This is a genomic window from Flagellimonas marinaquae, assembly GCF_023716465.1.
GTDB lineage: Bacteria > Bacteroidota > Bacteroidia > Flavobacteriales > Flavobacteriaceae > Flagellimonas > Flagellimonas alginolytica.
In genome coordinates this window covers 3,562,979-3,588,141 of the sequence record NZ_CP092415.1, presented here as the reverse complement: position 1 = coordinate 3,588,141, position 25,163 = coordinate 3,562,979, and the positions used below count along the sequence as shown (strand labels likewise).

At 41.9% G+C, this 25,163-nt stretch carries 18 protein-coding genes; 6 read left to right on the top strand and 12 right to left on the bottom strand.

Going from position 1 to position 25,163, the window contains the following annotated elements; all coding sequences use genetic code 11:
• Nucleotides 1-124: 124 nt before the first annotated feature.
• The gene (recG, locus tag MJO53_RS15950; protein WP_252079844.1) at nucleotides 125-2,230 is read right to left on the bottom strand and encodes an ATP-dependent DNA helicase RecG; all 2,106 of its coding nucleotides are present in this window, start codon (nucleotides 2,228-2,230) and stop codon (nucleotides 125-127) included.
• A 46-nt stretch (nucleotides 2,231-2,276) separates the two neighbouring features.
• Here recG and MJO53_RS15945 point away from each other — a divergent pair, with 46 nt between their 5' ends.
• A complete protein-coding gene (locus MJO53_RS15945; protein ID WP_252079843.1) occupies nucleotides 2,277-4,367 on the top strand; it encodes a M1 family metallopeptidase in 2,091 nt (696 codons plus the stop codon).
• Nucleotides 4,364-5,278: a patatin-like phospholipase family protein gene (locus MJO53_RS15940; RefSeq protein WP_224836810.1), complete on the top strand. Its 915-nt coding sequence runs from the start codon at nucleotides 4,364-4,366 to the stop codon at nucleotides 5,276-5,278. The genes MJO53_RS15945 and MJO53_RS15940 overlap by 4 nt, the downstream gene beginning before the upstream one ends.
• Nucleotide 5,279: 1 nt before the next feature.
• On the opposite strand, the gene MJO53_RS15935 is transcribed toward MJO53_RS15940, so the two are convergent.
• The 5 genes from MJO53_RS15935 to MJO53_RS15915 form a co-directional block, all read right to left on the bottom strand.
• Nucleotides 5,280-5,801: a hypothetical protein gene (locus MJO53_RS15935; protein ID WP_252079842.1), complete on the bottom strand. Its 522-nt coding sequence runs from the start codon at nucleotides 5,799-5,801 to the stop codon at nucleotides 5,280-5,282.
• A gap of 74 nt (nucleotides 5,802-5,875) precedes the next feature.
• Nucleotides 5,876-6,649 carry a hypothetical protein gene (locus MJO53_RS15930; protein WP_252079841.1) on the bottom strand — a complete coding sequence of 258 codons (774 nt, stop codon included), beginning with the start codon at nucleotides 6,647-6,649 and terminating at the stop codon, nucleotides 5,876-5,878.
• Between the two features lie 43 nt (nucleotides 6,650-6,692).
• On the bottom strand, nucleotides 6,693-8,264 hold the full coding sequence (locus MJO53_RS15925; RefSeq protein WP_252079840.1) for an FMN-binding glutamate synthase family protein: 1,572 nt from the start codon (nucleotides 8,262-8,264) through the stop codon (nucleotides 6,693-6,695).
• A gap of 95 nt (nucleotides 8,265-8,359) precedes the next feature.
• On the bottom strand, nucleotides 8,360-9,646 hold the full coding sequence (locus tag MJO53_RS15920) for an amidohydrolase (RefSeq protein ID WP_252079839.1): 1,287 nt from the start codon (nucleotides 9,644-9,646) through the stop codon (nucleotides 8,360-8,362).
• A 15-nt stretch (nucleotides 9,647-9,661) separates the two neighbouring features.
• Nucleotides 9,662-10,201, bottom strand: coding sequence for a DsrE family protein (locus tag MJO53_RS15915; protein WP_252079838.1), 540 nt, complete (start codon nucleotides 10,199-10,201; stop codon nucleotides 9,662-9,664).
• 101 nt (nucleotides 10,202-10,302) lie between these two features.
• On the opposite strand from MJO53_RS15915, the gene MJO53_RS15910 reads away from it, so the two are divergent.
• From MJO53_RS15910 to MJO53_RS15900, 3 genes are all read left to right on the top strand, one after another.
• Nucleotides 10,303-12,672, top strand: a complete 2,370-nt coding sequence (locus MJO53_RS15910) for an ATP-dependent helicase (RefSeq protein ID WP_224836816.1) — start codon at nucleotides 10,303-10,305, stop codon at nucleotides 12,670-12,672.
• A 141-nt stretch (nucleotides 12,673-12,813) separates the two neighbouring features.
• On the top strand, nucleotides 12,814-15,036 hold the full coding sequence (locus MJO53_RS15905; protein WP_252079837.1) for a hypothetical protein: 2,223 nt from the start codon (nucleotides 12,814-12,816) through the stop codon (nucleotides 15,034-15,036).
• Nucleotides 15,037-15,180: 144 nt separating this feature from the next.
• Nucleotides 15,181-15,801: an L-threonylcarbamoyladenylate synthase gene (locus MJO53_RS15900; protein ID WP_224836818.1), complete on the top strand. Its 621-nt coding sequence runs from the start codon at nucleotides 15,181-15,183 to the stop codon at nucleotides 15,799-15,801.
• A gap of 54 nt (nucleotides 15,802-15,855) precedes the next feature.
• Here the strand turns inward: MJO53_RS15900 and MJO53_RS15895 are convergent, their stop codons facing one another.
• The 3 genes from MJO53_RS15895 to MJO53_RS15885 form a co-directional block, all read right to left on the bottom strand.
• Entirely contained in the window at nucleotides 15,856-16,728 is an 873-nt protein-coding gene (locus MJO53_RS15895; protein ID WP_224836819.1) for an OmpA/MotB family protein, read from the bottom strand.
• Between the two features lie 96 nt (nucleotides 16,729-16,824).
• Nucleotides 16,825-17,826 (bottom strand): glycosyltransferase family 2 protein, encoded by a 1,002-nt coding sequence (locus MJO53_RS15890; protein WP_252079836.1) that lies wholly within the window; start codon nucleotides 17,824-17,826, stop codon nucleotides 16,825-16,827.
• Between the two features lie 12 nt (nucleotides 17,827-17,838).
• Complete coding sequence (locus MJO53_RS15885) at nucleotides 17,839-18,285, bottom strand: type I restriction enzyme HsdR N-terminal domain-containing protein (protein WP_252079835.1); 447 nt, start codon at nucleotides 18,283-18,285, stop codon at nucleotides 17,839-17,841.
• A gap of 26 nt (nucleotides 18,286-18,311) precedes the next feature.
• On the opposite strand from MJO53_RS15885, the gene holA reads away from it, so the two are divergent.
• Complete coding sequence (gene holA, locus MJO53_RS15880; RefSeq protein WP_252079834.1) at nucleotides 18,312-19,313, top strand: DNA polymerase III subunit delta; 1,002 nt, start codon at nucleotides 18,312-18,314, stop codon at nucleotides 19,311-19,313.
• Nucleotides 19,314-19,320: 7 nt separating this feature from the next.
• Here the strand turns inward: holA and MJO53_RS15875 are convergent, their stop codons facing one another.
• From MJO53_RS15875 to MJO53_RS15865, 3 genes are all read right to left on the bottom strand, one after another.
• Nucleotides 19,321-19,698 (bottom strand): DoxX family protein, encoded by a 378-nt coding sequence (locus tag MJO53_RS15875; protein WP_224836823.1) that lies wholly within the window; start codon nucleotides 19,696-19,698, stop codon nucleotides 19,321-19,323.
• Between the two features lie 98 nt (nucleotides 19,699-19,796).
• Nucleotides 19,797-22,208 carry an alpha-ketoacid dehydrogenase subunit alpha/beta gene (locus MJO53_RS15870; protein WP_252079833.1) on the bottom strand — a complete coding sequence of 804 codons (2,412 nt, stop codon included), beginning with the start codon at nucleotides 22,206-22,208 and terminating at the stop codon, nucleotides 19,797-19,799.
• 157 nt (nucleotides 22,209-22,365) lie between these two features.
• Entirely contained in the window at nucleotides 22,366-25,113 is a 2,748-nt protein-coding gene (locus MJO53_RS15865) for a metalloprotease (RefSeq protein WP_252079832.1), read from the bottom strand.
• Between the last annotated feature and the right edge of the window lie 50 nt (nucleotides 25,114-25,163).

Below are 25,163 nucleotides of genomic sequence, written 5' to 3'. Positions count from 1 at the left end.
GATGTTCAACCGCTATTTCAATGAGCTGTTTTTAAATTGACTAAATCTAACGAATTGATTTTTAGTTTGTAACGAAGAGATTGGTAGGATTGTGCAATTTGTTGATTACAAACCTAAATCGCTGTTAACTTATATAATTCCAAATGGTTTTATTGGCCATCATTTTGGAATAGGCATTTAAAATGGGTGCATTTTCCACTTTTTCCAGTCTAGGGTCGTCTTTCAGCAACTGGATGGCATGGTAACGGGCTGTTTTCAAGATTTGATTGTCTTTTACAATATCAGCAATCTTAAGATTGAGCATACCGCTCTGCTGTGTGCCCATTAAGTCGCCGGGTCCACGAAGTTTAAGGTCGACCTCCGCAATCTCAAAACCATCATTGGTGCGCACCATGGTCTGTAAACGGGTCTTGGAATCCTCGGAAAGTTTGTTGCCCGTCATTAAAATACAAAAGCTTTGTTCGGCACCTCGGCCTACACGCCCTCGAAGCTGGTGCAATTGGGAAAGGCCGAAACGTTCAGCACTTTCAATGATCATTACAGAGGCATTGGGTACGTTTACACCTACCTCGATTACCGTTGTAGCAATCATGATCTGGGTTTCTCCTTTAACAAAACGCTCCATTTCATAGTCCTTGTCGGCAGGCTTCATTTTACCGTGCACAATCGAAATTTGATACTCGGGCTGAGGAAAGTCGCGTACGATGCTCTCATAGCCGTCCATTAAATCCTTGTAATCCAAAGCTTCGGACTCTTGGATCAGTGGGTATACTACATAAATTTGTCGTCCTTTTTTAATCTCATCTTTGATGAACCTGAACACTTTTAACCGATTACTGTCAAAGCGATGTACTGTTTTAATGGGTTTTCGGCCAGGAGGGAGTTCATCAATTACCGAGATGTCCAAATCCCCGTACAGACTCATGGCCAAGGTTCTCGGGATCGGAGTCGCAGTCATCACCAAAATGTGAGGGGGCGTCTGATTTTTATGCCAAAGCTTGGAGCGTTGCGCCACGCCAAAACGGTGTTGTTCGTCCACGATGGCCAAGCCGAGGTTTTTAAACTGGACTTTATCCTCCAAAACCGCGTGGGTGCCTACCAAAATGTTCAAGTTCCCATTTTCCAGTTGATTGTGGAGCAAGGTGCGTTCGGATTTCTTGGTGGAACCTGTCAATAGGGCAATTTTGACGTCCATTTGTTCTAAAAGTTCCTTGAGGCCGTTGTAGTGTTGTGTGGCCAAAATCTCCGTTGGCGCCATCAAACACGTCTGGAAACCATTGTCTATTGCCAATAGCATGCACATTAGTGCCACAATAGTCTTTCCCGAACCCACATCGCCCTGTAAAAGTCGGTTCATTTGGGCGTTGCTGCCCAAATCGTTCCGGATTTCCTTAATGACCCTTTTCTGGGCGTTGGTCAATTCAAAAGGGAGATGGTTCTCAAAAAACTCGGTAAACCTTTCACCTACGGCATCAAACGGCATTCCTTTGATTTTTTTCTTGCGGAGCATTTTTTTGGAAATGAGCTGTAATTGCACAAAAAACAACTCTTCAAACTTTAACCGAAACTGTGCTTTGGCAAGGAGCTCCTGGTTTTTCGGAAAATGTATATTAAAAAGAGCGGAACTTTTCGATATCAACTTCAGTTCATCTAGAATACCGCGCGACAAAGATTCTTGAAACTTGCCCCCGCATTCCAAAAACAATTGTTGGATCATTTTGCCCAGTACGCGGTTGGTAATACCCTTATTACTTAATTTTTCTGTGGAAGGATAAATGGGCTGCATGGTCAATTTTACACCCTGCTCATGCTTTTGCAAGGTTTCCATTTCGGGGTGTGGCATGGAGAATGTACTTCCATATTTGTTTACTCTACCAAAAACCACGTAGGGTTCGTTCAATTTTAAATTTTCCCTGATCCATTTATGGCCCCGGAACCAGACCAGTTCCATTTGTCCGGTTTCATCCACAAAAGTGGCTACCAAACGCTTTCCACGTTTTTGCTCTACGGTTTTTATATGCACAATTTTACCCACTACTTGTACATCGGCACCGCTGGGTTGCAATTGATTGATCTTGTAGTAGCTCGTCTTGTCCAAATAGCGATTAGGGAACAGATGGAGCAGGTCCCTAAAGGTCTCAATGCCCAATTCGGTCTTTAGGGTATCGGCCCGATTGGGACCGACACCTTTTAAATAGGCGATGGGAGTTTGTAGAAAATTGGGATTCATCGAACTAAAATATGTATTTTGGATAGACTTTTGATAAGATGATGGTATGAAGCTGAGCCCCGTAATCGTTTTTTTCTTGTTTTCACAGTTTTTGTCCGCTCAGATCCAGGATAAAGTGGATTTTCTGCGAGCCGATATTTTAATTGAGCCCACACCTGTCGATAAACAGATAAAGGGTAGTGTTTCTTATCATTTTAATGTGCTCGAGGATGTGGATTCCGTTTTTTTTGATGCTGTGAGCATGGATTTTTTTAATGTTTCTTTTGATGGTGTAAAAATCGATTTCGATTACAACGGCAAGAGAATTATAATCAAAAACGAAATGAAAGAAGGGGAGGACCATATCGTTTCCATGGATTATGTGGCAAAACCTGAACAAACGGTATATTTTCTAGGTTGGGACGATGCCGTGGATGGCAATGAACAGGTATGGACGCAAGGGCAGGGCAAGTACACCAGTCATTGGTTGCCCAGTTTTGATGATATGACCGAAAAGGTAGAGTTTGATCTTAAAATCATTTTAAGAGAGGATTGTACCGTAATCGCCAACGGTAATCTTCTCAAGAAGGAAACATTGCCCAATTCCAACGGATATATGTGGCAGTTTGATATGGAGAAGCCCATGAGCAGTTATTTGATTGGTTTTGCCATTGGTAACTATAAGATGGAAACCATGGAATCATCCTCCGGAATCCCCATGGAACTCTATTATGAGCCTAAGGATAGCCTTAATGCGGAACCAACTTATCGGTACAGTAAGCGCATATTCGATTTTTTGGAAAACCGAATTGGCGTGGCCTATCCTTGGCAAAATTACAAGCAGGTGCCTGTTCACGATTTTCTGTACGCTGGGATGGAAAACACAACGTGCACAATTTTTTCAAATCAATATGTTGTGGATTCAACTGCTTTTGTGGATAAAAACTATGTTAACGTTAATGCCCACGAACTCGCCCATCAATGGTTTGGCAATTTGGTAACGGAGACCAGTAGCGAACATCATTGGCTGCACGAGGGGTTTGCTACATTTTATGCCTATTTAGCAGAAAAACACATTTTTGGCGATGATCAATATTATTGGAAATTGTTGGGGACCGCAGAAGCCTTGAAAAGCTTTTCCGAAGAGGATCAGGGCGAGGCGCTTTGGAATCCGAATGCAGGGAGTCTTACCTTCTATGAAAAAGGAGCATGGGCATTGGTCATGCTTCAAGAGCGGGTAGGGAAGATGGCCTTTAAAAAAGGAGTGCGCAAATATCTGAACAAATTCGCCTTTAAAAATGTGACCATACCCAATTTTATAGAAGAAATGGAAGAGGAATCGGGCACTGATCTTTCGGATTTTGAAGCATTGTGGCTGGAAAACCCGGATTTCCCCTTTGAAGAAGCCATTATGTTTTTGAAAGATAGAAATAACTCAATCAGAACGTATTTTGAACTTAACAAACAGATAGCCCAAGAACCGGAGGGCACCGAGGAAATTTTGGTAAGAAACTGGAGCACTTTATCTTCAATCCACTTAAAGGAAAACCTTATTTTAGATTATGGAGGAGCAATGCCAACTCAATTATTAAGTGAAATTATAGCTTCCGAAGATATAAAGGCAAGACAGGCCGTGGTACTTTCCTTAAATAAAATACCACCGGAGCTAAGGGTGAGTATTGAGAATCTTTTGCGGGATAAAAGTTATACGACCATTGAAGCTGCCCTGTACCGTTTATGGACAGATTTCCCGGAGCACAGAACCAAATATCTTGATGAAACGGATGGAATTAAGGGCTTTCCCAACAAGAATATTCGAATACTATGGTTAACGTTGGCCTTGGTAACTCCCGAATACAGGCCGGACACCAAAGCAAACTATTTTAACGAGTTAAGCGAATTAACGGGAGCTGAACATCATTTTGAGACCCGTATGATGGCTTTCCAGTATTTAAAAAATATCGGTGGATTTAACGATATGGTACTGAAAAACCTGATAGAAGCATGCGGGCATCATGTTTGGCATTTTAAAAAATCGGCCAGAAGCCTCTTAAAGGAGTTTCTGCAGTCCGACGAAAATACGGCAAGGATTAAACGCATGTACCCTTTGCTAAGTCAGCAAGAAAAACAATATTTGGAAAAAACTATAGGTGAATGAGGGCATTGGTGATTTCGGGAGGAGGTAGCAAAGGAGCCTTTGCGGGCGGTGTTGCCCAGTTTTTGATCCAAGAGGCCAAGCACGAGTACGATCTGTTCGTCGGCACATCCACTGGTAGCTTGTTGATTTCCCATTTGGCGCTGAACAAACTGGATAAGATCAAGAATATTTATTCCAATGTGAACCAGGATAGCATCTTCAATAACTGTCCGTTTATTATCAAGAAAAAACACGGTGTAGAGATCATAGCCATAAACCATTGGAACGTGATTCGAAATTTTATTAAGGGGAAAAAGACCTTCGGAGAAAGCGAAAATCTTAGAAAATTGATACGACGCTCTATAACCGAGGACGAGTTTAATGAGTTAAAACATGGTAATACGGACGTAGTGGTCACGGTGTCCAACCTATCCTTGAACCAAGTGGAATATAAGTCGATTAACGATTGTACTTACGAAGAATTTTGTGACTGGATTTGGATCTCTTCCAACTATACGCCGTTTATGAGCTTAGTGAAGAAGAACGGATGTGAGTATGCAGATGGTGGATTGGGCTCATTGGTACCCATTGAAGAGGCCTTAAATCGTGGCGCCACGGAGGTTGATGTTGTTGTGCTTCATACCGAAGTAAATCATTTGAACCGTATGTCCTCCAAAAACCCCTTTGATCTGATTACTACCATTTTTGGGTTTATGCTGGATCGGATAGAAAATCAAAATATTAGAATAGGAAAATTGGTGGCGAATCAAAAAAATGCCATTATCAATTTTTACTATACACCTACCGTTCTCACCACAAACTCCTTGGTGTTCAATAAGGACCGAATGACCTTGTGGTGGAAACGGGGATATTTATATGCCAAGAACAAGAACGATGAAACAAGCCCAATTGAGCCAGAAAAGCAGGAATAGCTTATTTCCAAAGATCGCTCACCTCTTTTTTAACATAGGCTAAAGCAGCGTTGGATGGGGATTCTTTCTCCATGGTCTGGTTAAGAATGTCCTCCCTAAGCTTGTCCGGAGAATCTGTCTCGCTCATTCCGGCCGATCGAATAATTTGAATGGTCGTATTTTTTGCAGTTTTGATAATGTTCCAGCAAGAATCGGACATGTATATCTGTTGGGACAGATTATGCTCAAATTCATTCTCGATTTGTTTGATCAATAGATTTTCGTAATCACTTTTGTTCTTGCCTTTGGGAGCGACCCGTACCACAAGATTGTTCAAGGTGATCCGCTCCAAGAATAGCGCCATACGTTCGTACGCCTGTAACCGGATGGGCAATGTTTCCTTTTGCGAATCTTTATGCAGTAAAAAACGTCTGCGCCCGTCTTCGTTTCGGGTGTGCAATCTAAAAAAGTAGAAGGCTACGGCACCGGTAACAACCGCTGGTAACAAATAAGCAAATAACTGAAGGATTTGATCTCCACTCATAAGGTAGTTTGGTTTTTGTTGATTTTACACTACCTACAACGCATCAAAATTCTAAAAAGTATTTTTTTAATAGGTTATTGCGCTGCCTTGGCGCTTTCTTTGGCCTGTGCGTAAAATGCTTTGTAGTTGGGCTGGAGCTTAATATTGATTCCTTCTTTGAAATTGCCATCTTTTGCAGAAATTGCAATGTTCTCTGCTGGGATTTCCAAATTCGTCACCAGTTCCGTAGCTACCGATGCCACTTGATTGTACGTTGATCCGAATTCACCTGTAATGTTCAATCCCTCCACTTCGGCCTTAAAATTGGGGTTGCTTTTAATAATATTGGCTATTCCGGCCAACCAGGTTTTTCCCTCCGCTGTCAATTCGGACGATGTATCGGAGCCAAAAAGAATTTTTAAACTGCTACTAACGCTAATTATACCTCCTTCTACAGCTACTTTGGCATTTTCTCCCAAGGTTTGTTTTATCCGTGTCAAAGACACAATGGCTGTCGAGTCGTTGGCGGATATCATGTCATTGATACCACTAAGTTGCTTTTCTTTTCTAGCGAGGGCCGCCATGGCCTTGTTAACGTTTTCTGAGTTTTGTTTGGATAGTTCCGAAAAGTTGCTCAAGTTGCCCAAAAGGGTGGCATTGGCATCTCGTAAACTTGCATTTTCTGTTTTAAGGGCCTCGGCTTCGGCACTGCTGGATGATATTTCTCGTTTTGCCTTTGCCAATTCCTGTTCTACTTGAGAGATTCTACTTTTAAGGGTATCGATTTCGGCAAATAGTTCACTTTTTCGTTGAGAAAATGTACTTGTCGAAACAACTAAAAATAGGATTGGGAGTAAACTTTTTTTCATAAGTAGCGTAATTGTATATTTAAAATTATTTGGGTTTGGATCATTAAACTTTTTCCATTGCTGCTTTTCCACCAAGGTGCTCACATTCGTAAAATTCTTGCATGGAATTAAAAGGTACTTTCTCTTTTTGATATTTGTACACTCTTCTAATGTCGCTGCTAAGATAATCATCATCCACATTTACCTGGACATCTTCCATATTAAATTGACAAGGATGCTCGTAACCGGCAGCATGGGTAATTTCCAAAAATTCTTTTTTAAAAGTGTTAAAGTATTGTGCCAGCCTATCGGATTTTAAAGGGATATTGATCCCGCTCTGGCGCCATTTACTCTGTGTGGCGACACCAGCAGGGCACCTATTGGTATGGCATACCTGTGCCTGAATACATCCGATGCTCATCATGGCCTCTCGGGCAACATTAATGCAATCCGCACCCATGGCAAATGCCATTGCTGCTTTTCCAGGAAAGCCCAATTTTCCACTTCCGATAAACACGATCCTATCTGTTAATCCATGTTCCAAGAACAATTTGTACACCGATGAAAATCCGTAGGACCACGGTAGCGATACATGATCGGCAAAGCTCGGAGGGGCAGCTCCGGTTCCCCCTTCGCCACCATCAATGGTAATAAAGTCAGGGCCTTTGCCCGTTTTCTTCATCAAATCGGCAAGTTCTTGCCATTGGTCTATTTTCCCGATGGCGCCCTTAATTCCTACGGGCAATCCTGTTTCCTCGGCAATGGATTCAATAAAGTCCATTAACTCCGGAATTGTGGAAAATGCTTTGTGAGTGGGAGGAGAAATTACGTCCTTGCCAACCTCAACACCTCGGATTTCCGCTAGTTCCGGGGTAATCTTAGATCCTGGCAGAACACCCCCTTTTCCGGGTTTGGCACCTTGCGAAAGTTTTATTTCTATAGCTTTGATGCATGGGTTTTCATCTACCAAAATTTTAAGTTTTTCCATGGAAAACCCACCATCTTTTGAGCGGACACCAAAATATCCTGTCCCAAAATGAAAAATAACGTCCCCTCCTTGTTTGTGATAGGGGGATAGGCCACCTTCTCCCGTATTATGGTAGGCTCCGCACTTTTCCACACCGCGGTTCAAAGATTCGATGGCTGCGGCGGACAAAGAACCAAAACTCATGGCCGAAACATTGATAATGGACGCGGGTCGATAGGGTTTTCTTCGTTTATTATGGGCGCCCATCACTTTGGCGCAGGGTAAAAAGTAGGGATGTGCGTGGTTTGGATGGTTTTCCGGCATTTGGAAACCGATCATCGCATTCTTTATAAAAATATGTTGGTGTTTGTAGATGTCCCTATCGGTGCCAAAGCCTTCATAATTATTTTCTTTTTTTGCCGAAGCATAGATCCAGCTGCGTTCAATCCGGTTAAAAGGCAGTTCTTCCCTATTGTTGGCCACAAAATACTGTCGCATTTCCGGACCTATACTTTCGAGCCAATACCGTAAATGTCCAACTATAGGGTAATTGTGACTGATCGTATGGGCTTTCTGAAGAAAAATGTCCCGAATAGCGACCAAAACCAGAAATAGTAATACCCAAGCCCACCAGGGCATTCCGGCAAAAAAATCAAGAAATGCTTCCATTGACGTCGTATAAAGTATAGTTACAAATATGAAGCCCCAATATTCAATTTCCAAATGTTGGTGAATATTGGGACTTGTTTAATTATAATCGGATATTATTTGCTTCTGTCCAGGTAATCCAGTGCAATTTCAGTCATGGCCTTAACGCCCAATTGAAGTCCGCTATCATCAATTTTAAAATCTGGGGTATGATGGGGAAAGTGTTCGTCTGGGCCGGCATTGGGGTCTTTTCCACCCAAAATATAAAAGAAGCCGGGTATTTTTTCCTGATAAAAAGAAAAATCCTCAGCTCCTGTAATTGCTTTGATCAAGTGTACATTTTCTGTACCTGCTACTTCTTGAAGGCTGGAGAGTGAGCTTGCGGTAAGGTCTGGGTCATTGTAAGTGATTGGCACACCTTTGGCTATTTCCACTGTGGCTTCGGCTCTGTAGGCTTTGGCGATGGTCTCTGCCATTTCCTTCATTCTTGTATTTACCTGCTTTTGCATATCGTAATCCAACGTTCGGATGGTTCCAACCAATTCGGCACTTTCCGGAATGATATTGTTACGAACACCACCAGAAATCTTTCCTACCGTGATTACGGCCGCCTCCTTGGTCAATTCCAATTCTCGGCTAATAATGGATTGAAAGCCATCTACTATTTTGGAAGCCACATAAATGGGATCTACACCGCCCCAAGGTTGTGAGCCGTGCGATTGTTTTCCTTTTATCTTTACAACAAAACGCTGTGCTGCTGCCAAAGCGCCTCCTGGTTTATATGCAATATGGCCAACAGGCAGGTAGGAACCAATGTGCAAACCATAAATGGCATCCACATTGGGGTTTTCGAGAACTCCTTCTTTCACCATAAGTTCTGCGCCACCTTCTTCTCCCGGAGGGGCACCTTCTTCGGCCGGTTGGAATATAAATTTGATGGTTCCATGAATTTTGTCCTTATTGTTGGATAAGACTTCAGCTACCCCCATCATAATTGCGATATGGGTGTCGTGCCCGCAAGCGTGCATTACCCCGACTTCCTGTCCCAAAAATTCCGAGGTGACTTCAGATTTGTAGGGAAGATCGTTTCTTTCGGTAACAGGCAGCGCATCGATATCAGCCCTAAGGGCCACTACTTTACCCGGGTGGTCACCTTTTAAAAGACCTACTACACCTGTATGGGCCACTCCGGTTTGAACATCGATTCCTAAGGATTTTAGATGCTTGGCAATTTTTTCGGCGGTTTTAAATTCCCTGTTGCTCAATTCCGGATTTTGGTGAAAATCCCGGCGCCACTCGATTACTTTTGATTCAACAGCGGCAATGTCTTTTTCGAGCCCATGGTCTTGGCCATACACGGTTAAACTTGCGGAGCATAGTGCAAGTAGTAGTATTTTTTTCATAATTGAATAGGTTGGTTATAATTTAATAGGCCTATATCCATTGTTCTGCAACTGGATATTTGCCGTCATTGCAGAGAGGGCAATCTTGACTCCGGGAATCAATTCTTCCTTCGGAAGACTTCTGGTTTTGGAAGATTGTCCGCACATGATTACTTCCACACCCGCATCCAATAAACTTTTAACAAGTTCAAGGTTCGGGTTGGCTGCTTCATACCTTTTTTTGTAGGCTTCGTTCGTTAATAAGTTTCTTGCGGCAGTTCCGTGGACTATTAGTGCTGCTTTTATTTGAGAAACCGGTACGCCGCTCTGGGCATGCATGTTTAAAAAACGCGCAACCGTATTGATATTTCGATTTAATTCGGTATCCGACTCAGGCCCATCCTTTACATCAAAAGCTACTTTGAACTCCTGTGTTGTTTCGGTCCCAAAATCAGGATTGTCTATCTCCCATACCGCACCATAATCTTCAATGATCGGGCCGGCCTTGGTAGATTGGGAATATCCATAAAATGTAAACAGAATTAAAACGAACAGGGGTAATCTTTGAAAATTCATTAGCAAAATAAGTTGAGTTGTTAAATATATTCAAAATTACATCCAATTCCGAAAACACTGTTTATAAAAATTGAAAGCTAGATTTTAGCAAAAGATCATTTATGGCTAATTTCACACCTACTTTTAAAAGCTTCTGGCCCTTGAGTAATTTTATAGATGAATTGAACGATGCGCAGCGGGCCCCCGTACTGCACAAAGATGGACCATTAATGGTAATTGCCGGTGCCGGTTCCGGAAAGACCCGAGTGCTTACCTACAGGATCGCCCACCTAATGGAACAGGGGGTAGACTCTTTTAATATTTTGGCACTGACCTTTACCAATAAGGCGGCTCGCGAAATGAAAAAGCGGATTGCGACCATAGTTGGGAACTCCGAGACCAAAAACTTATGGATGGGGACGTTCCACTCCGTTTTTGCCAAATTATTGCGATATGATGGCGATAAACTTGGATTCCCGAGCAATTTTACCATATACGACACGCAAGATTCGCAACGTTTGATCGCATCGATTATTAAAGAAATGGGGCTGGATAAGGATATTTACAAATATAAGCAAGTCCAGAACCGAATTTCGTCCTATAAGAACAGTCTCATTACGGTAAAGGCCTATTTTCAAAATCCTGAGCTGATGGAGGCCGACGCCATGGCCAAACGGCCAAGGCTGGGAGAAATTTATCAAAATTATGTGGATCGCTGCTTTAAGGCCGGTGCTATGGATTTTGACGACCTGCTCTTGCGCACCAATGAGTTATTGACCCGTTTTCCCGAGGTGTTGATGAAATATCAGGACCGTTTTAGATATATTTTGGTAGATGAGTACCAAGATACCAACCACTCCCAGTATTTGATCGTAAAAGCACTTTCGGATAGGTATCAAAATATTTGCGTGGTAGGAGACGATGCGCAGAGTATCTATTCTTTCCGAGGAGCGAATATCAGCAACATCCTTAACTTTCAGCGCGATTACGACAATGTGGCCGTGTACCGTTTGGAGCAAAATTATAGATCTACCAAGAACATTGTAAATGCGGCCAACTCCATAATTGCGAACAACAAGAACCAGTTGGAGAAAAATGTATGGACCTCCAACGACGATGGTGGTCTCATAAAAATACATCGCAGCCCCACCGATGCAGAAGAAGGACGTTATGTGGCAGGATCCATTTTTGAGAACAAGATGCAGCATCAAATGCAAAATGGAGAATTTGCCGTGCTGTACCGGACCAATTCACAATCCAGGGCCATAGAGGATGCCCTACGAAAACGGGATATTCCCTATCGAATTTATGGGGGCTTGTCTTTCTATCAAAGAAAAGAAATCAAGGACGTTTTGGCCTATTTACGGCTTGTCATCAATCCAAAAGACGAGGAAGCCCTAAAACGTGTGATCAACTTTCCTACAAGGGGGATTGGCCAGACAACTATCGATAAGCTTGTGGTCGCTGCCAACCATTACGGACGATCTATTTATGAGGTAATGGACAACCTGGACCGGCTCAACCTGAACATTAATGCCGGAACCAAGCGTAAACTGACGGATTTTGTTACCATGATCAAAAGTTTTCAGATCATGAACGAGGGGTCGGATGCGTTTGCCCTAGCCGAACATGTGTCCAAAAAAACAGGCTTGCTATTGGAGTTTAAAAAGGACGGTACCCCAGAAGGGATTGCCCGAATGGAGAATATTGAGGAACTCTTGAACGGAATCAAGGACTTCGTGGAAGGGCAAAAAGAAATTGCTGATGCTACGGGGAGTTTGACCGAGTTTTTGGAAGATGTGGCCCTGGCAACAGACATGGACAAAGATGTTGAGGATGACGATAGGGTGGCTTTAATGACCATCCATTTGGCAAAAGGACTGGAATTTCCGTATGTATATATTGTGGGGATGGAGGAAGATCTGTTTCCATCCGCGATGAGCATGAATACACGAAGTGAGCTTGAAGAGGAGAGAAGATTGTTCTATGTGGCACTCACCCGGGCCGAAAAACAGGCTTTCTTGACCTATACCCAAAACCGATACCGATGGGGTAAATTAATAGATGCCGAACCCAGTAGGTTTTTGGAGGAGATCGAGGAGAAATATGTAGAAAACCTGACTCCTGTAAACGATGGGTACCGATATAAATCCATGATCGATAAAAATATTTTTGGAGAGGTGGATAAAAGTAAACTTCGACAAATGAAACCGAAGAACGGTACCCCGCCAAGTGTGCAAAAACCCAACGAGGATCAGCTTAGAAAATTGAGAAAGCTGAAACCAGAGATATCTTCACCCACCAGTTCGGCCGATATAGACCCCGGAATAGTTGTAGGGGCCAGAGTGAACCATACCCGGTTCGGGAGAGGCAAAATATTGAATATCGAAGGTGTTGGCAACGATAGAAAAGCGGAAATCGGTTTTGATCAAGGTGGCATTAAAAAACTGCTGCTACGTTTTGCCAAATTGGAGGTGCTGGACAACGCTTGATCCAGTTTTGTACTTCGCTTTAAAAAGAACACCATTGATTTGTGGGTTTTTAAAGAATGACATAAAATTTGTGAGTGGATAAAATTGATTAAATTCAGAGCTTATATTTTGAATTTAACCACCAAACCAACCACTCACCAGATGAAAAACCTCTTTTTAAAACCTGTTTTTTTAGCTGTTGCCCTACTAATTGTAATCTTATTCGGGGTTGCCGGTTATCACTATGCCATCGGGTACCCTGCTTGGGTCACGATGGTTTTGGGAATACTCATTGGAGCTGTTCTGCTGGTCATTATAAAACTACTGCTCAGTTGGCTGGTTCCGTTGTTCAAAAAAATACCGCTTCCTTTTTTTACGTCGGTGTTGGCAGGTTTAATTTCTCTAGTAATTATGAGGATGTATGCTTTTGGTTGGCCATCCCTACTGTTTTATAGTTTGGTGTTGTTTGGTCTTGTCTGTTTGATTTTATTCACAACGGGTATTTGGCAAATCATTCAAAAACAGAATGTGAAAGTAGGAGGTATTCTTGTGGTTTCGAGCATTATACTAGTTGCTTTTGGATTTTATGGATTCAATTCTTTGGATGGTGACCCTTACTCGGAATCCACACAGGTAATTGATGGTGAAGGAATCACTACACTCAGCGATATGGGAGTCGATGACCCTTCGACCAAGGGGAATTATGAAGTTGAAGTCTTTACATATGGCAGTGGAACGGATTCCAAAAGATTAGAATATGCGGAGGGGGCAAAAATAAAAACCCCTACCGTAGATGCATCTTTACTGCTACCAGAATGGAAGGGCAAAAAGAAAAAGTGGCGCGAAAAATATTGGGGTTTCGGTGTGGACAGTTTTCCGTTGAATGCCCGTGTGTATATGCCCAAAGGCACTGGGCCTTTCCCTATGGTTATGATGGTGCATGGGAACCACAGCATGCTCGACTATTCCGATGGAGGCTATGCCTACCTTGGGGAATTGCTGGCAAGCAGGGGAATTATTGGTGTTTCTGTAGATCAAAATTTTATCAATGGACACTGGTCCGGGGACTTTAGAGGAAAAGAAATGCCGGTTCGTGGTTGGTTATTGCTCAAACATTTGGAACAATGGAGCAAATGGAACCAAAACACTACATCGGGTTTGGCTGGTAAAGTGGATTTGGACAACGTCGTCCTTGTAGGACATTCCAGGGGAGGGGAGGCGGTATCCATTGCTGCTGCTTTTAACCAACTGGACAGATTTCCGGATAATGGTAATGAACAGTTCGATTTTGGATTTGGGATAAAAGGTGTGATCAGCATTGCTCCAACGGATTACAGGTACGATCGAGAGATTAGTTTGACCGACATTAATTATTTGTCCATTCAAGGAGCATATGACTCGGATGAAACCAGTTTCTGGGGTATGAGGCCATACCATCGTTTGCAGTTTTCGGAAGGTTTCGATGGATTTAAGGCTGGGCTGTATATGAATCATGCAAATCACGGTCAGTTTAACTCCACTTGGGGCCGCTCGGACTTTGGAGCACCTATGAAATGGTTGCTCAACCTTACCCCATTGGTAACAGGAGAGGAACAGCGAAAAGTTGCCAAGGTATATATTGGTGCTTTTGCCGAAGTTGTTCTTAAGAAGAACAAAAGTTATTTGCCAATGTTCAAGAATATGGAACTGATCCATAATTGGTTGCCTAAAGAAACTTATAGAATTCAGTATGCGGACAATTTTAAAAATGTTCTGGTGGATTTTGAAAGGGATTTGGACCTTTCCAATGGATTGGATGGTATAAAACTCAATGCCGAACATTTTAACATTTGGCGGGAAATGGAATTATTGGCCAGAGACGGTGGTAGTCAGCAAAACAATGCTTTGGTACTTGGGTGGAGACATAGTTCGGATATTCAAAGTGATTCAATTCCCGTTTATTCCATTGAGCTGCCGGAAGCATTGAAGAATTTTGGGGAAATGGATACTTTGGCACTTTCCTTGGCCATGGGCGATTTATCTGAATTGGCGATAAATGAAGAAGGAGAAGAGAGGAATTTGACTCCAAAAAGTGGTTTTAATTTTAGCATTATGCTTAAGGATAGTTTAGGAAATTCTGCTTCGGTTCCTTTGGCAGAGAACAATAAACTTCCGGGTGTGGTCAAAAGCAAGTTTACCAAGTTTGATTTTTTGGATAGGAATATGATAGGTGATGAATCCGAGACCCAATTAAAAAGCTGTTTTGTTCCGATCTCCTCTTTTTTAAAACAAAATAACAGTCTAAACATGAACAATCTGAAAAGCATTGATCTGGTTTTTGATAAAGATACCATGGGAGTTGTTATTTTGGATGACATCGGGTTTTATCAAAAAAGAATAGATTGATACTGGAACTACTGATCCTCCATTTCTGAAATGGTGTGATTATGAGATAGTGGACTTATGAAGAGAAACTTTTGATTTATGCCAAGTACCAATATATCTTATCTTTGTGATAAATGCCTTGTACATTAACTAGTTTGTAAATAGATGGCGGAGCTGATTAGACTATATGAAGAAAATCCAAATCCTAAGCAGGTTCAAAAAGTAGTGGATGTGCTAAAAAAGGGTGGATTGGTCATTTATCCGACCGATACGGTTTACGGTCTCGGCTGCGACATAACCAACTCAAAAGCCTTACAACGGATAGCCCGTATTAAAGGAGTAAAGCTGGCAAAGGCCAATTGGTCTTTTATCTGTGCCGATTTGAGCAATCTTTCGGATTACGTTCGACAAATAGACAGTCCTACTTTTAAAATTCTAAAAAGAACACTTCCGGGACCTTATACTTTTATACTCCCGGGAAACAATAATCTTCCCAAAGATTTCAAAAAAAAGAAAACGGTGGGTATCCGTGTTCCGGACAATGCCATTGCAAGGGCATTGGTTACCGGGCTGGGGCATCCAATTGTATCTACATCTATTCGTGATGATGATGATATACTTGAGTATACTACCGATCCGGAGCTTATTTTTGAGAAGTGGCAAAATCTTGTAGATGTGGTCATCGATGGAGGGTACGGTGACAATGTAGCCTCTACGGTCATAGATCTTTCGGGAGACGAACCAGAGGTAATACGTGAAGGTAAAGGGAGTTTGGATATCTACTAATAAAAAAAGCGGCCAAATGGCCGCTTTTCTTTTTAAGCTTTAGCTTCTATTTTCTTATTTACCGGTTCCACCGATAGCAGGATCTTTCATTCCTTCTTCGATCATGTTATAGAACTGATCGATTTTTGGAAGTACAACAATTCGTGTTCTTCTGTTCTTAGCTCTGTTGGCAGAAGTGTTGTTGTCCACAAGTGGTACATAGTGGCTACGTCCAGCAGCAGTCATTCTAGATGGTTCTACACCAAAATCGTTCTGAAGGATTCGAACAACGGAAGTTGCTCTTTTTACACTCAAATCCCAGTTATCTGCTAGTTCGGAAGTTTTAATTGGCACGTTATCCGTGTGTCCTTCTACCATAAACTCAAAGTCAGGCTTGTTGTTTACGACTTTCGCCACTTTACCCAGTACTTCTTTTGCAGCGTTGGTTACGTTGTAGCTTCCGCTTCTGAACAACAATTTATCGGAGATGGAAACGAAAACAACACCTTTCTCTACGCTGATCTCAATGTCCTCATCATCCAAGTTGCCCAATACACCTTTTAAACTCTGAACCAAGGCAAGGTTTACAGAATCCCTACGGGTAACGGCATCTTGTAATTTTCTGATGGTAAGGTCTTTCTCGCGAAGACTTTCCAAAGATTTTTCAAGGTTCTCGGCACCTTTAGTGGTAAGGGTGGTCAAGTTGCCCATGTTGTTGATGAGCTCTTGGTTGTTTGCTTTAAGGAAGGCATTTTGGTCTTCGAGGGTTTTTAGCCTAGAGTCTGCAGTTGCTTTTTCTTCCAAGCAATCGTTTAGTTTAACGGTTGCAGAATTCAATAGGTCTTGGGTTTCTTTGTGTTTGGCCTCTAGTTCGGAATATTTCTTCTGCGATACACAAGAAGATAATAGAACTGTCATTGCCAATGCTCCTAGAAAAACTTTTTTCATAGTTCAGAATATAATTTAAGGATTGTTAGATTTATCAAATGTTAAAAAACTACACCAAAATTAGATAAAAAGCAAGGTCCCTATATTTCGGCTTCGTTAATCTTTTACTAAATTGTTAAAATTCTCTACCTGATGTACGAAATAAGACCATACTATGGATGTCGCGGCGTAGTACTTTAATAAAAAATTAGCTTTTTCGCGCTTTTTGTACATTTTTGCAAAGTTAGCGTAAAAACTTAAATGAGCTTTTAAGATAGCGGAACAGTGATCGAACTTCAATTGAAAAATAAAACGCAGAGCAGCGATACCATCTAGCAATAAGCGGGCAAAAACCAAAGGAAGCGCCTTTTTTCTTGGAAGGTTTTTGGTTATGGAGTAGAGGGAGTTCCTAAAATTAAGGAAGGTTTTTTTCGGATTCATATTGGATAAGGTGCTGCCCCCTAAATGGTATACGTGGCTATGGCCTACATAATACACTTTATGTCCGGCATTTTTTGCTCTCCAACATAGGTCTATTTCTTCTTGGTGGGCAAAATAGTCTTCATCAAACCCATTAAGCGATCTAAAAACCTCACTTCTTATAAACATACAGGCACCTGTCGCCCAGAATACCTCTTGGATATCGTTATACTGGCCTTCGTCCTTTTCTATGGTCTGGAAGACCCTTCCTCTACAAAAGGGGTAACCGAACATATCGATGAAACCTCCCGCCGCCCCTGCATATTCAAAATGGTCCCTTTTGTTCAAATCCAATATTTTTGGTTGGATTATGGCCGCATTCGGAAGTGTTTCAAAGGCATTTTTTATAGGCCCCAACCAATCAGGGGCTACTTCAACATCGGAATTGAGCAAACAGAAGATATCTGCCTTTATGTTCTTCAACCCGTCGTTATAGCCCTTTGCAAAACCACCATTGGTGCTGTTTTGTACAATGCCTACCGTGGGATAATGTTGTTTTATAAAATCTACCGAACCATCGGTGCTCGCATTGTCCACTACATAAATATCGGCACCTTGGGAATATTCCATCACAGAGGGAAGAAATCTCTCCAGCAGAGCTTCTCCATTCCAATTGAGTATGACTACGGCGATTTTCAAAACGGAGGCAAATTAACGGCTAAATTCAGGAATATCCTCTAAAAACATGTATTTTTCATTCTTATGATCCATTTCGCAATAATAATGCGCCAACCCATTGGTGACCATTAGATATTTGGATTTTAATTGGAGGTTGTACCGAGCTATCTGATCAAAAACCGCTTGGGTAATGTTCACCTCGGGAGCTTTACATTCTATTAATAGAAAAATAGAACCGTCGGGATTGAACACGACCACATCGTAACGTTTTTTTAAGTTGTTTATGGTAAGTTGTTTTTCCACATTGATCAGGCTCTTCGGGTAGTTTTTTGTGAACACCAGATACCGAAGCACATGTTGCCGGACCCATTCTTCGGGTTGGAGGACCACAAATTTTTTACGTATCCCATCGAAAATGTACTGCCTATTTTGGCTATTTTTGATTCGGAACGAATAAGGTGGAAAGTTCAAATCTTGCATTTTACAAAACTGGTGATATAATTTGAATGGACAAAGTAAAAGAGATCGTAGGGGAAATCAATAAGGGCAATCCAAAGCCCATTTATTTTTTGATGGGGGAGGAGCCATATTATATTGACCGAATTTCCCAGTACATTGCAGAAAATGTGCTGACAGATGACGAAAAAGGGTTTAATCAGATGGTGTTGTACGGGAAGGATACCACGGTGGACGAAGTTGTTGCCAATGCCAAGAGGTTCCCGATGATGGCAGAATACCAGGTTGTGATCGTAAAAGAGGCGCAGCATCTTTCCAGGACCATAGAAAATTTATCCTCTTACGCAGAAAACCCCCAACCGACCACCATTCTTGTGCTTTGCTACAAATACAAAAAGTTGGACAAGCGAAAAAAATTGTACAAGACCATTAAAAAAACGGGAGAGCTCTTTGAGAGCAAAAAACTGTACGATAATCAGGTGGCGGATTGGATCAGAAGAACCTTGGCCAGCAAAAAATATAAAATATCGCCCAAGTCCTGTGTTATGCTAGTGGAGTTTTTGGGCACGGATCTGAGCAAAATAAGCAACGAGCTGGACAAACTCACGTTGATCGTGCCTCCATCAACGGAAATTACGCCCGACCTTATCGAAGAGCATATTGGCATTAGCAAGGATTTCAATAATTTTGAATTGAAGAAGGCGATCGGAGAGCGCAACGTAAAAAAAGCGTCCAGGATCATTGATTATTTTGCCCAAAATCCCAAGGACAACCCTTTTGTGGTCACCATAACCCTTCTGAATACATTTTTCACGCAATTATTGCAATATCATGGACTGAGCGACCATTCTCCCGGGAATGTGGCCAAAGTACTCGGTGTAAACCCATATTTTGTAAATGAGTATGTTGTGGCGGCTCGAAACTATCCCATGAAAAGGGTAAGTGGCATCATCTCCAATTTAAGGGTATTGGATTTAAAAAGTAAAGGAGTAGGAGCCAGTAACATGGCACAGGCCGATCTGTTGAAAGAACTCCTATCTGAAATAATCTAAACGATTGTTACTTTTTATCCACGCTGTATTTGCCAGGCCCCAATAGCATTATAACCACAAATACGGTAAGGTAAAGCAAAGCTTTTTCCTTTGTGCCGAATGGATCAGCACCGTGAATCATAAAACCGGCAACGAACATGGTAATTGCGGTGGGTATGGCAGCCCATCGGGTCTTAAAACCAATAATGATCAATAGCGGGCATATAAATTCGGCGACAACGGCCAAAAAAAGTGAAGGCGCCTGCCCAATTCCAAATGGGTTCGCGAATTCTGTGTTGCCATTGATGAGATTCATTAATTTGGGGTAACCATGGGTTAGCATAAATGCAGATGGTACAATCCTTAAAAGTGCCAGCCCAAAGTGGATCAAAGTGTTGTTTTTCATGTGGGGAAAAAATTAATCCCCGTGAAAATATAAATTATGTTTCTAAAAACACAACTTTAATTGACGAAAGGTACTTTTGAGTTGATCTTTATGAGAAACTACCGCAGGGCGGGATAAGTTTGTGGGTCGGATTCGTGCATTATGTGGTACACTTTTTCAAAAATATCCTCCGCATTTGGTTTTGAAAAATAATCTCCGTCCGATGCATAGGCCGGTCGATGTGCCTTGGCTGTCAACGTTTGTGGTTTGCTATCCAAATAGCGGTAGCCTCCTTGTTTTTCCACCACTTCTTGCATCAGATATGCCGAACATCCGCCTGGTACATCCTCATCGATAACCAAAAGCCTATTGGTTTTTTGCAGACTTTTTACCACATCGTGTTCCAAATCAAAAGGCAACAAGGATTGGGCGTCTATAACTTCGGCATCAATACCAACTTCCAAAAGATCTTGGGCTACTTTTTCTACAATCCTTAAGGTGGAACCGTAAGATAGCAGGGTAACGTCCTTGCCCTCTTTTAATGTTTCGACCTTGCCGATTGGTGTACAGTACTCACCTAAGTTGTCCGGTTTTCTTTCTTTTAGGCGATATCCGTTCAAACTTTCAATGATCAAGGCCGGTTCATCACTCTTCATCAAAGTATTGTAAAAGCCTGCAGCCTGTGTCATGTTCCTTGGGGCCAGAATATACATGCCCCGCAATAAGTGCACCAGACCGCCCATGGGTGAACCGGAGTGCCATATTCCTTCTAAACGGTGTCCTCTGGTACGAACGATCAACGGTGCTTTTTGTTTTCCTACGGTTCTGTACATTAAGGTAGCCAAATCGTCGCTCAAGGTTTGGATCGCATACAGGATATAATCCAAATATTGTATTTCCGCAATTGGGCGGAGTCCTCTAAGGGCCATACCGATTCCCTGACCAATTATAGTGGTCTCGCGGATACCCGTATCGGCGACCCTAAGTTTGCCAAACTTTTTTTGAAGTCCTTCCAGACCTTGGTTAACATCGCCAATATTGCCCGTATCCTCGCCAAATACCAAAGCTTCTGGATATTTGGTGAACAGTTTGTCAAAATTGTCCCTAAGGATTACACGTCCGTCAACTTCTTCGGCATCTTCAGAATAGATGGGGGGTACCGGTGCAATGGATGTTGCTTTATTGCCAATTTCGTTATAAAGATGCGAACCATACTCATATTCACCATTTTTAATATAGTTGTCCACCCACTGCTGAAGCGCTTTCTTTTCCGGGCTTGTTTCGCCCAAGAGATAACGCAATGCCTTTCGGGATTTAGTGGCCAAATCTTTTTTAAGGGGCTCCTCAATTGCGATCAAGTCATTTTTTAGCTTAGTGATAAAAGCTCTGTTCGGACTTTTGCTTGCTGCTTGGTCCAATAACTGAACCAATACTTTTTTAGCTTGTATTTGAGGGCTCAGGAATTCGGTCCAAGCTTCTTTTTTGGCAGCCCTTACCTTTTGTTTGATCTCCCTCTCCGTTTTTTTGAGTTCTTCTTCGGTGCTAATACCGTTTTCTATGATCCACTCCCTAAAACGCTTGTTACAATCGTTTTCGCGTTCCCACTCCAAACGCTCGGAAGATTTGTATCTTTCGTGTGACCCAGAGGTAGAGTGACCCTGTGGCTGCGTAAGTTCCGTTACATGTAAAATTACGGGTACATGTTGTTCCCGAGCAATGTCGGAGGCATTCTCAAAGGTGTGGATAAGTGCCGTATAATCCCAACCGTGTACTTTTAAAATCTCAAAACCATTCTTTTCTTCGTCCCTTTGCAGTCCGCTAAGTGCTTCAGAAATACTTCCTTTGGTGGTATGGAATTCGGATGGGACCGAAATGCCGTACTCATCGTCCCAAATACAGATAACCATGGGAACTTGCATTACCCCGGCAGCATTGAGTGTTTCAAAAAAATGCCCTTCGCTGGTACTTGCGTTTCCTATAGTGCCCCAAGCGACTTCATTTCCATTGTTGGAAAAATTCGATTGTTCTATTCCTTCTACGTTTCGGTAAATTTTGGAAGCTTGTGCAAGTCCTAGCAAACGAGGCATTTGACCTGCGGTGCACGAGATATCGGCACTACTGTTTTTTTGTTCGGTCAGGTTTTTCCAAGTTCCATCCTCGTTTAAGCTGTGGGTACCAAAATGGCCTCCCATTTGACGGCCTGCACTCATAGGTTCTTTTTCCAAATCTGTAGTGGCGTATAGGCCATGAAAGAAAGATTTTGGGTCCAAATAACCCAATGCCATCATAAATGTTTGGTCGCGATAGTATCCGCTCCTAAAATCCCCATTCTGAAAAGCCCTTGCCATTGCCAACTGTGGGAGCTCTTTTCCGTCCCCAAAAATTCCGAACTTGGCCTTGCCGGACAGTACTTCCCGTCTTCCCATTAAACTACATTCCCTGCTGGTAACGGCAATCTCATAATCTTTAAGGATCTGCGTTTTGAAATCGTCAAAAGAAATATCGTTGCTAGTACTTGGGTTGGGTTTCATAAGGTATTGAAGATTTCTGCAAAAGTATTAAAAACGAGTCAAAATAGCAATAGCAATCCGCACTAATAAATTGAAAAAAAGTTAAAAATACACTGAAAAAATCTATTATATGTTAATTATATAACCAAAAAGAAGTGTTCAATTATCAATATGATAATCAAAACCACTTCCTTGTGAAGAGCCCGATAAGGGTTTTCGGGCTTATGGTGACTATAAAACGGATTCTTTCTTCGTAATTGTCCTGGGCGATTTCCCAACCTCTATTTGAATATACGGGAAAGTAAAGCTCAAAGTAATCCGTAACCAAATTTAGGCGAACACCGGAGTCGTATACAAAACGGGTGTTTTGGCCTTTATTTTTAATGAAGCCCAAATCGCCATAGGCTTCCACCCAACGCCATATGTTCGTGCTCGCGTTGGTCGTAGCTATCCAATCGTTGGCATATGGATTTTCGAGTTTCGATTTAAACCCTCCTTCGGCAATAATTACCTGTTGGCTATATATTCCAGAACTTTCGGACCTTCCCAGATAGTTTAGGTCGAACATATAGTCCGTGGGTCTGTCCAGCGCAAAGCTGAAAAAATCGGATTCGGTTGTGTTCCTCAAGAATTTTCCGGCATACACTCGAAGGTTCAATTGTCTATTGCTTTGGAACAGTTTTCTGTATTCCCATTCAAACGCAACTTTAGTGAAGTCACTGGAATGTTGGGCATCAATAAACCAAGAGGAATAATTCAAAATGTTATTGTCCACATCGGTAAACCGAACATTCATAACACCATAGTCGGGTTCCGTGTCCAATTGGCCTTCCAAATTCTCGTCTATATTCCTAAAAACGTTCCTGTACCTGAACAATAAGTATTGTCTTCGGTTGGATAAAAGGTCGTCCGGTCGCCACCCAAAACTAACGGCAGGTGTCAATGTGGTAAATCTGGAATTTTCCTGAAAGTGCGATGTAGATGTGGAAAACGAATAATTGGTTACAAACAATCCAGTTTTGTTATGGTACTTGCGATAGCGTAAACTGGCCTTTCCCACCAAGGTGCGCTCCAAAAAGGAATACGTCGGGGAAATATCGTATTGGAAAGGGCGTTCCAAAAAGGTTTTGTTATAGAGGCGTAATCCTGGGGTTATCCCGTCGTATAAATTAAAGTTGACTATGGGCACATAAAATATCTGGTTGTAATAGGGGTCTTCCGTATCCTTGAAAAATTGAAACTTGAGCTTTTTGTTACTGGAAAAAAAACCGTTCAAGGTTTTCCAATTGTCCCTTTGGTTGAACTCAGGTATTTTTTGATCATAGTTCAGCACTAAACGATCTTCACCTTGTCTTGGTATGGTAACGCTCTTGGTGGTATCAATTCCGGAAAACCAATATTGCGAAACCACGGAATCCTTTTCGAGCCCAAAAACGGATATGGGCACATTGGTTCCTCGTTTGTTCTTTAGTACAAAAGTGATGGAATCCTCTGTTTTTTTGATTTTTTTGATTTTGAAATCGATTTTTTTGTCCGTGTTCACATAAGAATCAAAGAACCAATCCACTTCTTTATCCGCATATTTTTTGATTGTGTTATGAAAATCTTTAGCGGATACGTATTGTTTCAGTTTATGGTTCTGATAAAAATCAAGTACGGTACTGTCCACTTTTTTCTCGCCCAAATAGGCCGATAAATAGGACATGCCCAGCCCGGCCTTGTAACTATTCGCGATCTTTTGGTTGAATTTGATTAGGGAATCGTTTCGGGTGGTCAGGGCCTGATCGATGTTTTTCCTTGCCGAGAGCATACTAAATAGTGCGTATTGCTCATTAAAATCCATTTGTGCAAAATGAAAGTTCTTTATGCCCCAAATTCGTGATAGCTTTCCTGCCAGTTTTTGATCGGGATAGTACTCTTCCACATATTTTATCATAAGGTAGTAACCGATTGCATCGTTCACCCAGCGTTCTTCGCGCGGATTTAGGTACAAAGACTCTTTCAGATAATTGCGGATGGCCGTTTTTAGGAACTTCATTTCAAACTGAAATTGCTCCTCGTACGGCCTAATAAATGAAGGGAGTTGGCTTATGCCATATAAAGGTGATTTGCTATAGTCGAACTCGCTGACCAATAGGTTGCCATGGGGGTAACGGCCCAAATTTTCGTTTAAAAATTGCGAAACCTTATTAATGGAAATACCTTGGGCTATTTCGCCATATTTGTTGGATTCTATATCTGTGGTTATGGTAACGTGCTCGGTAACATGTTTGGTGAATCTATCATCAGCTGTTAAGATAATCTCGCAATTTTTTCTATTGTCCCCGAGAAGCTGTACATGATGCCCACCAGGAAAATTGGAAATGTTGGATGTGCGATAGTTGGACGCCAAAAACAAGTCTTCGGGATAGGTGAAATTGATTCTGGTATCGGTAACATCGGTATATAGATCATCCAAGTTAATGTTGTTGTACAATTTCCAATCATCATCGAAAACAGCAGGGGTAAAATACCAATCCTTAAGGTTGAAACCTTGGTTGTTTAAATGGCCATAGCCGGTAAACTTGGCATCGGGCAATCTAATGGTATAGGTAAAAAACAGTTGGATCGATTCCCCCGGTTTAAGTACCTCATTAAGGGAAACGGCGATATAATCCATGTTACCTATTCGATTCCAGTCGAGCCCGGCATAGTTTTGATCAACTATGGTCCTTATCGTGGTTTTTCCCCTTTCCCTATCTTTTGCCAAATGGAGACTGCGGTTAAACTCTTCCGCGAACCTTTTTGCCAATGCGGTATTTTTATTGGAATAGGCATGGTTCCAATCGTTAAAATAAAGGGTGGAAAGTCCTTTGTCCGATTGGTTTACATAGGTAAAATGTTGCCGTATTCGTATTTGATGGGTAGGTCCATCGAGGGTAGCCACAATTTCATTGGTATGTTGCGCCGATATATTCGGGCACAACAAAATGCATT

Excerpts from the sequence above, each read along its gene's own strand:
- recG (WP_252079844.1), bottom strand. The coding sequence starts at position 2,230 with ATGAATCCCAATTTTCTACAAACTCCCATCGCCTATTTAAAAGGTGTC.
- MJO53_RS15945 (WP_252079843.1), top strand. The coding sequence starts at position 2,277 with ATGAAGCTGAGCCCCGTAATCGTTTTTTTCTTGTTTTCACAGTTTTTG.
- MJO53_RS15940 (WP_224836810.1), top strand. The coding sequence starts at position 4,364 with ATGAGGGCATTGGTGATTTCGGGAGGAGGTAGCAAAGGAGCCTTTGCG.
- MJO53_RS15935 (WP_252079842.1), bottom strand. The coding sequence starts at position 5,801 with ATGAGTGGAGATCAAATCCTTCAGTTATTTGCTTATTTGTTACCAGCG.
- MJO53_RS15930 (WP_252079841.1), bottom strand. The coding sequence starts at position 6,649 with ATGAAAAAAAGTTTACTCCCAATCCTATTTTTAGTTGTTTCGACAAGT.
- MJO53_RS15925 (WP_252079840.1), bottom strand. The coding sequence starts at position 8,264 with ATGGAAGCATTTCTTGATTTTTTTGCCGGAATGCCCTGGTGGGCTTGG.
- MJO53_RS15920 (WP_252079839.1), bottom strand. The coding sequence starts at position 9,646 with ATGAAAAAAATACTACTACTTGCACTATGCTCCGCAAGTTTAACCGTG.
- MJO53_RS15915 (WP_252079838.1), bottom strand. The coding sequence starts at position 10,201 with ATGAATTTTCAAAGATTACCCCTGTTCGTTTTAATTCTGTTTACATTT.
- MJO53_RS15910 (WP_224836816.1), top strand. The coding sequence starts at position 10,303 with ATGGCTAATTTCACACCTACTTTTAAAAGCTTCTGGCCCTTGAGTAAT.
- MJO53_RS15905 (WP_252079837.1), top strand. The coding sequence starts at position 12,814 with ATGAAAAACCTCTTTTTAAAACCTGTTTTTTTAGCTGTTGCCCTACTA.
- MJO53_RS15900 (WP_224836818.1), top strand. The coding sequence starts at position 15,181 with ATGGCGGAGCTGATTAGACTATATGAAGAAAATCCAAATCCTAAGCAG.
- MJO53_RS15895 (WP_224836819.1), bottom strand. The coding sequence starts at position 16,728 with ATGAAAAAAGTTTTTCTAGGAGCATTGGCAATGACAGTTCTATTATCT.
- MJO53_RS15885 (WP_252079835.1), bottom strand. The coding sequence starts at position 18,285 with ATGCAAGATTTGAACTTTCCACCTTATTCGTTCCGAATCAAAAATAGC.
- holA (WP_252079834.1), top strand. The coding sequence starts at position 18,312 with ATGGACAAAGTAAAAGAGATCGTAGGGGAAATCAATAAGGGCAATCCA.
- MJO53_RS15875 (WP_224836823.1), bottom strand. The coding sequence starts at position 19,698 with ATGAAAAACAACACTTTGATCCACTTTGGGCTGGCACTTTTAAGGATT.
- MJO53_RS15870 (WP_252079833.1), bottom strand. The coding sequence starts at position 22,208 with ATGAAACCCAACCCAAGTACTAGCAACGATATTTCTTTTGACGATTTC.